This is a genomic window from Sphingobacterium pedocola, assembly GCF_015209965.1.
Taxonomy (GTDB): domain Bacteria; phylum Bacteroidota; class Bacteroidia; order Sphingobacteriales; family Sphingobacteriaceae; genus Sphingobacterium; species Sphingobacterium pedocola.
Genome location: NZ_MU158690.1, coordinates 1,085,137 through 1,099,188, shown reverse-complemented (window position 1 = coordinate 1,099,188; position 14,052 = coordinate 1,085,137). Strand labels below are relative to the sequence as shown.

Annotated in this window: 9 protein-coding genes; 5 read left to right on the top strand and 4 right to left on the bottom strand. The window is 39.8% G+C overall.

What is annotated here, in order from left to right; all coding sequences use genetic code 11:
* Positions 1-401: 401 nt before the first annotated feature.
* Entirely contained in the window at positions 402-4,478 is a 4,077-nt protein-coding gene (locus tag C4F40_RS14655) for a two-component regulator propeller domain-containing protein (RefSeq protein ID WP_196940125.1), read from the top strand.
* A 29-nt stretch (positions 4,479-4,507) separates the two neighbouring features.
* Here the strand turns inward: C4F40_RS14655 and C4F40_RS14650 are convergent, their stop codons facing one another.
* The 3 genes from C4F40_RS14650 to C4F40_RS14640 all read right to left on the bottom strand — a co-directional run bounded on the left by C4F40_RS14650 (position 4,508) and on the right by C4F40_RS14640 (position 7,556).
* The gene (locus C4F40_RS14650) at positions 4,508-6,019 is read right to left on the bottom strand and encodes a lipopolysaccharide biosynthesis protein (RefSeq protein ID WP_196940124.1); all 1,512 of its coding nucleotides are present in this window, start codon (positions 6,017-6,019) and stop codon (positions 4,508-4,510) included.
* Positions 6,020-6,030: 11 nt separating this feature from the next.
* On the bottom strand, positions 6,031-6,306 hold the full coding sequence (locus C4F40_RS14645) for an acylphosphatase (protein WP_196940123.1): 276 nt from the start codon (positions 6,304-6,306) through the stop codon (positions 6,031-6,033).
* An 80-nt stretch (positions 6,307-6,386) separates the two neighbouring features.
* Positions 6,387-7,556 carry an amidohydrolase family protein gene (locus tag C4F40_RS14640; protein WP_196940122.1) on the bottom strand — a complete coding sequence of 390 codons (1,170 nt, stop codon included), beginning with the start codon at positions 7,554-7,556 and terminating at the stop codon, positions 6,387-6,389.
* A gap of 335 nt (positions 7,557-7,891) precedes the next feature.
* Here C4F40_RS14640 and C4F40_RS14635 point away from each other — a divergent pair, with 335 nt between their 5' ends.
* The 3 genes from C4F40_RS14635 (at position 7,892) to C4F40_RS14625 (ending at position 11,428) form a co-directional block, all read left to right on the top strand.
* Positions 7,892-10,345 (top strand): TonB-dependent receptor, encoded by a 2,454-nt coding sequence (locus C4F40_RS14635; protein ID WP_196940121.1) that lies wholly within the window; start codon positions 7,892-7,894, stop codon positions 10,343-10,345.
* A gap of 240 nt (positions 10,346-10,585) precedes the next feature.
* On the top strand, positions 10,586-11,044 hold the full coding sequence (gene dtd, locus C4F40_RS14630) for a D-aminoacyl-tRNA deacylase (protein ID WP_196940120.1): 459 nt from the start codon (positions 10,586-10,588) through the stop codon (positions 11,042-11,044).
* Positions 11,045-11,101: 57 nt separating this feature from the next.
* Positions 11,102-11,428 carry a nucleotide pyrophosphohydrolase gene (locus C4F40_RS14625; protein ID WP_196940119.1) on the top strand — a complete coding sequence of 109 codons (327 nt, stop codon included), beginning with the start codon at positions 11,102-11,104 and terminating at the stop codon, positions 11,426-11,428.
* A gap of 1 nt (position 11,429) precedes the next feature.
* Here the strand turns inward: C4F40_RS14625 and C4F40_RS14620 are convergent, their stop codons facing one another.
* Positions 11,430-12,188, bottom strand: coding sequence for an endonuclease/exonuclease/phosphatase family protein (locus C4F40_RS14620; protein WP_196940118.1), 759 nt, complete (start codon positions 12,186-12,188; stop codon positions 11,430-11,432).
* Positions 12,189-12,337: 149 nt separating this feature from the next.
* Between C4F40_RS14620 and ggt the strand changes: the two genes are divergently transcribed.
* On the top strand, positions 12,338-14,026 hold the full coding sequence (gene ggt / locus C4F40_RS14615; protein ID WP_196940117.1) for a gamma-glutamyltransferase: 1,689 nt from the start codon (positions 12,338-12,340) through the stop codon (positions 14,024-14,026).
* Positions 14,027-14,052 lie beyond the last annotated feature (26 nt).

Here is a 14,052-nt window from a genome sequence, read left to right as displayed (position 1 = left end):
GGAGTCAATGCCTTAATAAGGTTTATTTCTAAATTCCTGTTATTCCATAATCATAAGTCATCATTCCATATTTATCTTTTAAACAGCTCAACTTTTCTGTGGTTAGTATTTATTATTTCGAAGCTGTTTCGATTTATAAATTGTTTAACTGTCTAATCGACATTACAATTATAGCGACTTAAAGAAGTGAAATAGAGGGGGCAATTCATTAAAAATAGGGGTAAAATTCATCCAATTTCAGCTAAAAACCTGCTTAAACACGATTTAACCGAATATTGTAAAATTTAACTCAAATATCTCCGCGCGAAACATTAATTAAAAATGTCAACTCGACATTTGTATACTCGAAGCGAGAAACATATCTTTATGGTAAGATTCAATTACTAAAGCCGTCCTCAATTATGAAATGTATTAAACTGCTTTTTTTCGTCTATGGTGTACTCGTTTCCTCAACCTTGTTTTCACAGACAAATATAGGATACCTCGGCATAGAGCATGGCCTTTCCAATAATTACGTAACCAAAATTTATCAGGATAAATATGGCCTTATGTGGTTTGGAACCTATGGTGGTCTTAATAGATACGATGGCTATACCTTTAAAGTGTATAAAAACCAACCGCATAAACAAGAATCTTTACCCGACAACCGCATCACCGATATTATCGAAAATAAGGAAGGAACCATCTGGGTAGCAACGAAAGTGGGGGCAGCGCTTTTGGAAAAAGATGGCCTAAACTTCAAAAGACTCCAATTAAAAAAAGAAAACGGCAAGCTAACGCACATCGATTTTGCAATCAATCAATTTGCACGCTACAGCGACAAAATGCTCTTCGCAGCGAGTGAACGTGCGGGACTTCTTAAATTAAATGTGTCTAAAGAAAACGACAGTCCTCTATCTTATACCATACCGGCACTTATAGAAGGGAATAACTCATTTTCGTATAATGTGAGTGCGCTCGCAGTGCATAACGATACGCTGTGGTTAATCATTCAGCATGTCGGTATATGTTTTTATGACAACGCTAAAGGGGTTGTCCGTGTGAAAAAAGCAGGTAACATTACAGCGTCTTCCATGGCTGTTTCTGATGATGGTGATATCTGGTTTGCTAACAATCAAGGCGTAACTCGTTTTAACACGAGGACAAACAACTTTACGTATTACACGGAAAACAACGGATTGTCGAGTAATCGGGTAGTAAACCTCTATTTGGGTAAAGATCAGAAAATATGGGCTTGTACAGATGGTGCTGGTATTACGCGGATCGATCACCACACAGGCAAAATGGATTATATAGCTAGCCGAAAGGGCCAGGATATGCTAACGAGTGATGCCGTCTTCGCAGTTTACGAAGACCATCAATCGAGAAAATGGATCGGCACATTACGTGGAGGTATAAACATTCTTGATCCCAACAAAGGGAAGTTTCAACTTGTAAGAAGCGATATACAAACAAAAAAAATAAATCCCAATGATTTTATCCTGTCCTTTGCTGAAGGACGAGATCGAGATGTATGGATAGGAACGGATGGCGCCGGCTTAATGAAATGGGATAGACGCAAAAACAAGCTGGTATCGACGACGCTAAACGATGGATTCGTTACCGGAATTGTACTAGATAAGAATGACGACATTTGGTTAAGCACGTATGGCGACGGCATCATTAAATTGAACGAAAAGACCGGAAAAACCATTCGGTACAATTGTTTCTATCCCAATAGCACCCATCTTAACCACGCGGTATGGCGACTTTATAAGGATAGCCGCGACAGAATATGGGCCTCTACACTTAATGGAGGATCGGTTTTAACCTTAGATCGTAAAAAAGATCAGTTCGTTCCCTTAGACGTACCTATATACGATGCAATTAGCATCTACGAAGAAGACGAATATACATTTTGGTTTGGAAGTTGGGCAGACCTGACACGACTCGACCTATTAACGATGCGCACCAGCACGGTTTCGATTGGAAGTCCGATACGATTTATACACAAAGGGAAAGGTAATATCTTATGGATCGGAACGGAAGGGGGAGGTCTTTTGAAATTCGATAAAGCGTCAAAAAAATACACGCGGTTCACAGATTCCGATGGGTTGGCAAGCAATACCCTACTCAATCTATTGGAAGACGAACTGGGGAATTTTTGGATATCTACTTATAATGGCATATCTAAATTTGATCCACTTCAAGAAAGTTTCCAAAACTTTTATGAATCAGATGGATTGCAAAGCAATCAGTTTAGCTATAATGCAGCGCTTAAATTAAAAAACGGCGAGATGATATTTGGAGGCATCAGAGGATTTAATATTTTCCAACCTGCACAAATTAAGCTCAATATTCAACCGCCACGAATAGCTATTACTAACTTATTGATTAATAACAATTCATTCCACCTTTTTGATGAAGAAAAAAAGACCGATCTATCGGCTCTCCAACATTTAACCATCCCTTATAATGAGGCCGTTCTCTCTGTCGGTTTTGCGGCTTTAGAGTATTCCTTTCCCGACAAAATAAAGTATGCTTATTTTTTAGAAGGCTGGGACAAAGACTGGAGTTATGTGGATAAACAGCGCAATGCATACTACTCTCACCTCAAAGAAGGCAGGTATACACTTCGCATAAAATCAACAGACGCTAGTGGGATCTGGAACGACGAGGAGCGTACCATCAAAATTGAAGTGCTACCTCCGTGGTGGCGTAGCTGGTGGTCGTATACGTTATATGCCCTGTCGGCAATTTTCGCCCTATATATATACATAATCTACGTAAAGCGCCAAACGAAACTTAAATACAAAGTCAGGTTAGCCAATTTGGAAATGGAAAAAGAAAGAGAGCTTAATGAAAAAAAACTCTCCTTTTTTACGCACATCGCACATGAATTCCGAACACCACTTACGTTAATCGTAAATCCGATAAAAGAAATTCTATACAACGGAACAGATGCACATGCCGACACAAAGGAACTGACAAATATCTACAACAACTCCAGAAGACTACTCAGTCTAGTGGATAAGCTGCTGCTTTTTCGAAAGGCCGAAAGCGATTTTGACAGCTTACGACTGGTTAAAATAGATCTTGTTAGCCTATGCCATGAAGTGTTCCTATGTTTTAAACAGCACGCGGCTTCGAGACAAATAGACTATCAGTTTCTATGTGATTTTGAGCATGGTGAAATTTTGGGAGACAGGGATAAACTAGAAATCTGTCTATTCAACCTGATCAACAATGCCATTAAATTTACACCAAGTGGAGGGAAAGTCACGATGTCAATAAAACAAACTGACGACAAAATGACCATTCAAATCATCGATACGGGTTGTGGTATACCTAATACGGTGGGAGATAACATCTTCAAACTTTTTCATCGAGATTATGCGAGTAACAGCGTAGGTAAGGAAGGATTCGGTATCGGGCTGTTCTTAGTTAAAAAATTCGCCGAGACCCATAAAGGGTCGATCTCCTACAGCAGTGGAGAAGACACAGGAACCTGCTTCACACTTATGCTTTTAAAAGGTGAAGTACACTTTGCAGGTAACCTTATTTTTGAGGACGTTGCTGAACATTCCGTATTTCTAGACGAATTGATGAGCGAAGTGCAACAGGATCACCTAGACGAGAAACAGGCAAATATAGAACAGATAGCGGAAGCAAAAAAAGAACTCGATGACCTCGCTGAAATTGTTACTGATAAACCTATTATGCTCGTCGTAGACGACAATCACGACATACGGAAATATATAAAGAAGACATTCGAGAAAGAATTCGACATTCATGAAGCCGTCAGTGGAGAAACGGCATTGACCTGTTTAAGCAAAATCGAACCGCATATTATTATCAGTGATGTGGTCATGGGCGCACTATCCGGGGTCGATCTTTGCGCTACCATAAAAAACGATCCTTCACTGAGCCATATTCCCGTTATCTTACTTACGGCAAGCTCATCGCCTGAAATCAAACTCAAAGGGCTGGAAGGCGGTGCTGACGATTACATTACCAAACCTTTTGATAAAGATATATTGGTCGCTCGGGTAACAAACCTCATCAAAAGCCGAAACACATTACAAACCTATTTTTACAATGAGATAACGTTGCAGGGAAATACCCATAAAGTATCCGATGAATACAAGGAATTTCTTCAGCGTGCTATACTAATTGTAGAGAGCCATCTAGACAATCCGAATTTTACGGTTAAGATGTTGGCCGACCAAATCGGAATGAGCCACTCGAACTTGTATAAACGCATTAAATCTATTTCCGACAAATCTGCAAATGAGTTTATCCGATACATACGTCTGCGAAAAGTTGCGCAATTGCTCATAAATACGGACCACAACATCAATGAAGCTGCCTTTGCCGCCGGATTCAGCGATATCAAATACTTCCGCCAGCAATTTCAAAAACTTTTCGGTCTAAAACCGTCAGAATACAAACGTAAATATGGAACCTTACGAAACAAACACAAATTAAATATGAAATAAAACGGCACATAAAACAAGCATAATTCTCTCTAATTTCCGAGAGACTTTAACACACGCCGAATAAAAACTTTTTCTTGCCAAACGATAAATAATATATAACCCATCAACATAGCATTTCCACTCCAAAAGCTCCGCTCCAAAAACAGATAATTTACCGCGACCGCAGCGGTACCTATAAACATATACATGCCCATTTTCTTAAGATCGTAGGGTATGGCATAGTTTCTTTGCCCCCAAATATAAGATAAGCTTACCATTACCGAATACGCAATTGATGTGACCAATATAGCGCCTACATAACTAAAATGAGGAATAAGAATATAGCACAATACACTTGTAATGACAGCGCCTACCCCTGAAATATATAACCCATATCTGGTTTGATCGGACAGCTTATACCACACCGAGAGATTCATGTAAATGCCCAACAATACATAATTGAACAAAATCACCGGGATAAAGTTAAGTCCTGACCAATATTTGGCAGACTGTTCAGCATCCCCCCCCTCGATGAAATATTTTAGCCATTCGATATTCATCGAAAGACCTACCATGACCAACATCATGGCCACCACAAAATACTCCATAATCAGTGCATAGACCTTTTTAGCGTTTTCATTTTTTGCAAATGAAAAAAAGAAGGGTTCCGCTCCAAGACGAAAGGCCTGAACAAATATGCTAAGAAAGACGGCTATCTTTGCTATAGCTCCATAAATTCCCAAATCACTCTCTCCATGTTCTCCGGGTATTAAATGGGGGAGTAATATTTTATCAAGATTCTCATTTACAATATAAGACACATTGGCCACGAAGATCGGAAAGCTATAGGAGAGCATAGAGCGCAGTAATTGCCTTTCTAACACAAAAGAGAAGCCTTTGATTTGTGGTAACAATAGGATAAGTGTAATAACACTAGCCACTAGGTTGGACACAAAAACATAACCGACCCAGCCTTCCTTAAACCAAGAAAAATGATTTTGAAATTCGGGATATCGGGATAGTAGCCACGGGACACCGGCGAGAAAAAACACATTAAGCCCCATAAACACGAGTATGTTGATCAACTTGAGCAACCCATATCGTATAGGTCTGTTCTGCGCCCGCAATTTAGCAAAGGGCACTACTGCCAATGCGTCTGCTGCTAACGTAAATCCCATGCAATATATATAGCTTCTATAGTCCGATACCTGCTGTAACCCATTTTTAGCAAACCATATTGAAATTGGTTGCAAAAAAGTAAGCAGGGAAAACACGAAAACAATAGTGGTCAATATGGCAACAATAAAAGTGGTATTAAACACTTTAGGTCGTTCAGTCTCCTCAACCTTATTTAGGTACCTAAAATAGGTCGTCTCCATCCCAAAAGCTAAAAAAGTATTGATGAAAGCCGCCCACGCATACATATTTGTAAATATGCCATAGACAGCGGTATCAAATTTCTTAATAAATAAGGGGGTTTGGATAAAGTTCAGTAATCGCGCTACTATAGTCGACAGACCATAGATAAAGGTATCACTCAGAAAACGCTTTACTACTGACACAGAAAGATTATTTATTTTTTTTTCAGCACCTCAAAATTGGTAAAACCTTTGAGAGCAGACTCCTCGTAAACCACGTGTTCCACTTCTGCTCGATCCGGTCCTTCGTTGCAAAAATCGACCAAGGATTCCAGTCCGAAGTCATCACCCTCGGCTTCTATGTATAACTTCCCGTCGGGTTGATTTAAGACAAATCCTTTTACACCCAATTGGTCGGCAACCGCTTTTGTAGTAGCTCTAAAGTATACACCTTGTACCTTGCCCGTAACCATGATATTCCAATGCTTCATTGCAACAAAAGTACTCAAACTTATCGTTAGAAAAAAAACTCATATCTCAATAACCAATTTATTCGGATGAACGTTATGATTTACACAATACGCTCGACCTGTACATTTTTTGTAAGCCGAAGTTGCTGCATATTTTTTAATAAGACCAGCCCGGGTGCTTTTCCGACTTCTATGGATCCCAACTGAGCGTCTAAACCAAGTGCTTTGGCACCGTTAAGCGTCGCCCAACGTATACTTTTATTAAAATCAATATCTGGGTAATGCGTATGTATCGTTTTAAGTTCCTCCAGAATATCCAATGTGTCGTTCGATGCTAAGGAGTCCGTACCGATAGTTATATCACGGTTATCTTGCTCAAGAACCGGAAGTTTTGGCAGCGTATTCTCTATATATAAATTAGCTTTTGGACAAAGACACAATACCACTTTTTTATTCATCCGATTAATAAAATCAATGTCCTTTAAAGAAGTAAACGTATTGTGAACTAATATAATCCTGTTATTTACGGGTAGATACGGAAGATACGATTGAAGTGAATTCCTCGCCTGTGCCTTGAATCCCGACATGTCAATCCCTTGCTTAGCGTAAAACGTCAAGAAATCTCCTGTGTTATACCGAAACAATTTATTTTCTTCATCACTTTCCTGATTATGGATACTAATAATGTTACCTTCCGAAATGGCCTTCTTAAAAGCTTTAAACATCATCTTCGTACACGAATAAGGAGCATGAGGAGTTATAGATGAATGATCTGGATCAAAATGGAATTCGATATCCCGCGCATGATCTATTTTATCCTGTAATTCTGCATTATTCACACCGATAATTTCCACAAAAGTGTGATAAATAATCTTACTTTTTTCTTTTATAGGAGCAGAAATTGCGGAATTAACGTGATCCCCCACCGCCTGAATACCATTCTTGAACATCATTTCATCCGCTTTTTTCATGGCTGACAAAATGTCTTTTTCGGTATAATTCCGATTGCTCATCACGTCAGAGAGAAAAGTTGGGAGACCAGTATGCTGTGGAATCTTTCCAAGCAAATGCGACAATTCCACATGGCAATGTGTATTTACAAATCCCGGGATCAGAACACCAGCTAACCGCTTAACTGTAACTCCATCGGGAATAGAATGACTATCATACACTCCCTCAATAACGCCCTCTTCATTGACAGCGACCACACCTTGTTTTATAGGGGTAGAACTCACTGTCATTACAATATCAGCTGAATAATATTTAACCATTTATTTTACTTAATAGTCGTTGTGATGTATTTAATAAACTCTTTCTATACAATGGAATAAAAAGGGTAATTGAATTTTATAGTAAACTTACAAAAATGATTCCAAAATAAAATTAATAGATTAAATTTTATTTTAGGAATAAAAAGCAATACCTTTGCAGCATCGATTAGGGGTGCCTTGTTCAATGAACATGAAGTAAGGCTGAGATTATACCCGGTCTCCTTTAAATGAGACGTACCTGATCTGGATAATGCCAGCGTAGGGAAGGGCGGTTAAATGAAAGCTATTGTGACCCCTTGCAATAGTATGTTTAACTCAAAAATTTTAATTTTATTATGTTTAAGCAACTTATTGTCACTTTGACATTATGTCTTGTGGTATTGATAGGCTTTTCGCAAGACCGATTAGTTATCAAAGTCGTTGATGAAAATCAAAGGCCATTGCCTGGATCTACCGTATCGTTAGACCAAATTAACTCCGTCACAAATGAGACGGGAGTCGCCGAATTCCAGTCACCGGCACAAAAGAATTACACGTTAAAAGTAACCCATATCGGTTATACAACAGTGACACGGGTTATTCGTCCGGATACTGCTTTACAGATCACTATTCAGCTTAAAATAGCCAGCATTCAAACCGGAGAGATCTTTGTTTACGGCACGCGTGCCAAAGAGAATTCTGCGACAACTTACACAAATATCAGCAAAGAAGAGCTCCACAGAAAGAATCTCGGACAAGATATCCCCTATTTATTAGACCAGACTCCGGGTGTAGTCATCGGATCGGATGCAGGAGCGGGCATTGGCTATACAAAAATGACCGTACGCGGCTCCGATAACGAGCGGATTAACGTTACCTTAAATGGGATTCCACTAAATGATGCGGAAAGTATGGGGTCGTTTTTTGTCAATTTACCCGATTTTGCATCCAGCACACAAAGTATTCAAGTACAACGTGGCATTGGCACATCAACAAATGGTGCCGGTGCTTTTGGGGCTTCATTAAATATACAGACTGATATCTTGGAATCGGAACCCTATGCCGAACTCAACAATTCCTTTGGCTCGTATAATTCATGGAAAAACACATTAAAAGTAGGATCGGGATTATTAAACAACAAATATGCCTTTAATGCCAGACTGTCACGAATTGCATCTGATGGCTATATTGAACGGGCTTCCTCAGACCTAAAGTCCTTTTACGTAGACGGTGGGCTTTACACCGATAAACATATTTTAAAAGCAACTGTATTCTCTGGAAAAGAAAAGACCTACCAAGCGTGGTATGGTACTCCTGAACCGTTGATAAAAGGAGATAGAGCTTTATTAGGCGATTATGCTGGAGCGATGGAAATATACGGCGGGCCAGAGCTGGACCGCTTGCTAAACGCAGACAGAAAATATAACTATTACACGTACGATAACCAGACGGACAATTATACGCAAACACATGCGCATTTACATTATACCAATATCATAAATGATAAGTTAAGCTTGAATTCTGCCTTACACTATACGAGAGGTGCAGGGTATTACGAAGAATATAGGACGGAGGATGAACTCGCGCATTACAATATCGCTCCCGTCGCGATAGGGTCGGAAACTATCGAACAAAGCGATCTCATCCGTAGAAGATGGCTCGACAATCACTTTTATGGATTGACCTATGGACTGAATTACAACCCTTCTAACAACCTGAAATTTACAGTTGGAGGGGCTTACAACCAATATCGTGGGGATCATTATGGTGAAGTGATCTGGGCAAGGTACGCATCAAATAGCGAAATTAATGACAAATACTATTTTAATGATGCACAAAAAAATGATTTCAATATCTATGCAAAGACAGATTACAGCGTTGGGAACTGGCTTATAAACCTGGATATACAATACCGTAATCTCTACTATCGCATTGAAGGAGACGACGACAAGATTAAGGATCTGGATTTTGAAGATAAGTTGAACTTTGTTAACCCGAAAATTGGCTTCACCTATTTTGTGAATCCACAATCGAATTTTTATGCTTCTTATGCCTACGCCAGTAAGGAGCCGGTACGAAAAGATTATGTCGAAAATCCATTAAACGAGTTTCCAAAACCCGAAAAAATGCAAGATATAGAAGCAGGATACCGATTTAAAAATGAAAGCTTCAATATTGGTGCTAATGTCTATGGCATGTTTTATAAAGACCAGCTTATTAATACAGGAGCGCTGAACGATGTCGGCAGTACGATTAGGCAAAATGTAGACGACAGCTACCGCATTGGTATTGAATTTGACGGCGCTTGGACAATTAGTCCTCAGTTTGTATGGAAAGCAACGGCTGCCTTGAGTGATAATAAGATCAAAAACTTTGTGGAGTACAATTCGGTATATGATGATGATTGGAATTTGGTAGAGCTAAAACCGATCACCTACGACAAAACGAATATTAGTATGTCGCCTTCAACGGTATTAAGCAATGATTTGACGTACAGCCCCATTAAGCCGTTGTCCTTTAGTTTTATCAGTAAATACGTTTCCAGAATGTATCTTGACAACACTTCTGCAGAGGAGCGGAGCATTGACCCTTCTTTTGTAAACAACGTAAGAGCAGTGTACAGCTTTTCAACATGGGGAATAGAACGCATTGATTTAAATTTAAGTGTAAATAATATATTCAATAGCAGATATCAAACAAATGGATATACCTGGGGATCGATGGATACAGCAGGTAATCGATACCATTACAATTTCTACTATCCACAGGCAGAAACGAACTTTATGCTGGGATTAAATATCAGATTTTAGGAATTAGGTGTTAGATTTTTTTAGAAGCGAATCTGCAAATCTGCGGATTCGCTTTTTACTTTATCTGTGATTTACTTTCACAGTGCCGTCCCCTCGCGTTCTTAGATATCTCCTCGTTCCTCATCGATATGACGTCAAAAGACAGGATATCGCTGACTTAACGGCACTGGTCTTCCGAGAGGCAAACAAGCTGGATTTTTCACTTTTGATTTTTCCCTTTTTACTTGTTACTTTTACCCCATGCGTGCAGTTATTCAAAGAGTTACTAGGGCCTCTTGTACGGTTGATCAAACCGTTACGGGCAAGATTGAACAGGGACTATTGGTTCTATTGGGTATAGAAGAAGATGATACCGCTGAAGATATCAGGTGGTTAAGTCAGAAATTGGTTAATTTACGTATCTTCTCTGATGAGAATGGATTAATGAACAAATCCGTACAAGACGCGAAAGGCAACATCTTATTAATCTCACAATTCACATTGTTTGCACAAACAAAAAAAGGGAACAGACCATCATTTATCCGTGCAGCGAAGCCTGAAAACGCAAAACCACTATACACAGATATGGCACAATATTTAAGCACCTTATTAGGAAAAGAAGTACAACTCGGAATATTTGGTGGCGACATGAAGATCGACTTACTTAACGATGGCCCCGTTACGATCATCATGAACACAAAGGATAAAGAGAACCATTAAAACAAAGATGAAGGAACAAGGTTCTTTGTTCCCCAATCTAATCTCAATACTAGAAAAATGACAATAAAAGAAGCACAGGAAGTTATCGATAAATGGATTACCTCTACAGGCGTTCGCTACTTTAACGAGCTGACGAATACGGCGATGTTGATGGAAGAGGTAGGCGAAGTCGCACGCATTATGGCAAGACAATATGGCGAACAGTCCTTTAAAAAATCCGATAAAGAGGTTAATCTCGGGGATGAAATGGCAGACGTTTTGTTTGTGTTAATCTGTCTTGCAAATCAAACAGGAATAGACCTGACAGATGCTTTAGAAAAAAATCTGCAGAAAAAGTCTATTCGCGATGCAGACAGGCATAAAAACAATGAGAAACTAAAATAAATTACTCTATTTCAATCTCTGCAAACAAAGGAAGATGATCTGAAGCATGTTTTTCGCTTACCACCTCGTATTTAATCCATTTAAATTTGCTGTGTTTTCCGACCAATATGTAGTCGATTTCATTCTTCGGATTAACATTTGGCGAGGTAGGTTCATTTGTATTGGTGTTACGAACAAAGTGTGTTTGCAATAACTGCATAGGTGTTTGATCTGGTCTTGCATTCATATCCCCTACCAAAATAAGAGGCCTTGTATACCGAACCCCAAGTTCGTTGATGTATTTCACTTGCGCTATCCTATTTTCTTCTTTCAGGTCTAGATGTGTGTTGGCAAAAGAAACGACCTTTCCATCGGGAAGCTCAACATCGACAATGGCTAAGGAACGATTCTCGCTTTTTACCGGCATCGGTAAATCATATCTGCGTTGGCTAATGATACGGTGTTTTGTCAATATCAAGGTTCCATATTCACCATTTTCTAAATCTATCCCCTTGGAAAAGTAATAGTTAGATTTTGTCATCTCAGCCAATTTCCCAGCTTGATCGACCATTTCCGACCGCGACAGGTTAACATCTACTTCCTGAATTCCAACGAGATCAGCATCTGCATCGTTAATTACCTTAGCTATCGCGCTCAAATCTATCTTCCCGGGTTTACCTGGCGGATTTCCATGGTGTATATTATACGTAAGAACTTTTAATGACTGTGCAAATGATGAGAGACATAAACTTAGAAATACAATTAAAAATAGCAAACGCATAAAGTGAAAAAATTAGTTATTGATGAGCAACTTTTAAAGATAAATACAACTTTCTAATATTTCTACTATAAAATAAAACTAAATTTCTCTAAGTTTAAAACGTGGTTACCCGCACATGCTTATATGCACACAAATAGAACATTACAGTTATGAAAAATTTTTGGTATATCCTTTTTATTGCCTTTTTAAGTACCAGTTGTGTAACCCAACAAAGCAGCACGTCAGAAAGCGCTGAATATAAGAACGGTGCTGTCGTGACGGCACATCCCTTGGCATCGCAAGTCGGTGTTGATATCTTGAAAAAAGGGGGAAATGCGATTGATGCAGCGATTGCCGTAAAATTTGCTTTGGCAGTAGTGTATCCTAACGCAGGAAACCTTGGTGGTGGCGGATTTTTAGTATATCGCGACAAGGAAGGCGGATTAGCCTCTCTGGATTTCCGGGAAAAGGCTCCGGCGAAAGCTTCGCGTGATATGTACCTCGACGAGAACATGAATCCTATTACCTCTTTGAGCCTTGATGGCCACCTTGCAGCTGGAGTCCCCGGAGCCGTCGCCGGCATGGACGAAGCCCATAAAAAATATGGAACGCTCCCTTGGAAAGATCTTGTGCGCCCCGCTATCGACCTCGCCAAAGAAGGATTTCGTATCACAGCCAGACAAGCACACGAGTTCAATACCCATAAGAAAAGGTTTATGCAATTCAATCCAAATGGAGCTGCTATTGTTAAAGAAAGCAATTGGCAAGAACGAGATCTATTTGTGCAACTTGAACTTGCTAAAACACTTGAAAGAATTGCTGAACGAGGACGCGATGGATTTTATAAGGGTGAAACGGCAAACTTGATCGTTGCGGAGATGCAACGTGGAAACGGAATCATTTCACATCAGGATCTGGAGAATTACAAAGCCTTATGGCGCGAACCAATTGTAGGCTATTATAAAAACAATAAAATAATATCCATGCCTCCACCCTCCAGCGGCGGCATAGCTTTGATGGCCTTACTACAATCAGTTGAAAAATATCCTTTATCCAAATGGGGTTTTCAATCAGATAGCGCTGTACGTGTGCTAGTAGAAGCCGAAAGACGCATCTATGCTGACAGGGCAACCCACCTCGGCGACCCCGATTTCTATAATGTTCCAATTGAATATCTTATCGACAAGGACCGCAATCAAAAGCGGATGTCGGACGTCAACTTACACAAAGCGACTCCGAGCAACACCATAAAAGCTTCAAAATTCCCGGGCTATGAATCGGAAGAAACCACCCATTACAGCATAGTAGACAAAGAGGGTAATGCAGTTTCACTTACCACAACAATCAATGGTTCGTACGGTTCAGCTGTATTTGTAGATGGTGCTGGTTTTTTGCTTAACAATGAGATGGATGACTTTTCTGTTAAGCCCGGAGTGCCAAATATGTATGGCTTATTGGGCGGGAAAGCGAACTCCATAGAACCCGGAAAACGCATGTTGAGCGCAATGTCTCCCACCATCGTAGAACGTGATGGAGAATTGCTCATGGTTGTAGGAACACCGGGAGGATCAACGATTATCACATCCGTATTTCAGACTATTTTAAATGTCTTAGAATTCGGAATGACTGCCCAGGAGTCGGTAAGTGCCTCCCGATTTCACCATCAATGGATGCCGGATCATATTGACGTAGAAGAAAGTGCTATTTCGAGCGAAGTACGTAAAAGTCTGGAAAAAGACGGCTATAACATCAACAAGCGAGGCCCTATCGGACGAGTGGAAAATATTATAAAGCTGCCAAATGGCAAACTTCAAGTAGGCGCAGATCACCGAGGAGACGATACCGCGGTGGGCTATTGATTTTCCAATAGTACATAGAGACTGGA

Bases quoted from the DNA above. Each gene is read 5' to 3' on its own strand.
- C4F40_RS14655 (WP_196940125.1), top strand. From the start codon at position 402: ATGAAATGTATTAAACTGCTTTTTTTCGTCTATGGTGTACTCGTTTCC.
- C4F40_RS14645 (WP_196940123.1), bottom strand. From the start codon at position 6,306: ATGAAGCATTGGAATATCATGGTTACGGGCAAGGTACAAGGTGTATAC.
- C4F40_RS14640 (WP_196940122.1), bottom strand. From the start codon at position 7,556: ATGGTTAAATATTATTCAGCTGATATTGTAATGACAGTGAGTTCTACC.
- C4F40_RS14635 (WP_196940121.1), top strand. From the start codon at position 7,892: ATGTTTAAGCAACTTATTGTCACTTTGACATTATGTCTTGTGGTATTG.
- dtd (WP_196940120.1), top strand. From the start codon at position 10,586: ATGCGTGCAGTTATTCAAAGAGTTACTAGGGCCTCTTGTACGGTTGAT.
- C4F40_RS14625 (WP_196940119.1), top strand. From the start codon at position 11,102: ATGACAATAAAAGAAGCACAGGAAGTTATCGATAAATGGATTACCTCT.
- C4F40_RS14620 (WP_196940118.1), bottom strand. From the start codon at position 12,188: ATGCGTTTGCTATTTTTAATTGTATTTCTAAGTTTATGTCTCTCATCA.
- ggt (WP_196940117.1), top strand. From the start codon at position 12,338: ATGAAAAATTTTTGGTATATCCTTTTTATTGCCTTTTTAAGTACCAGT.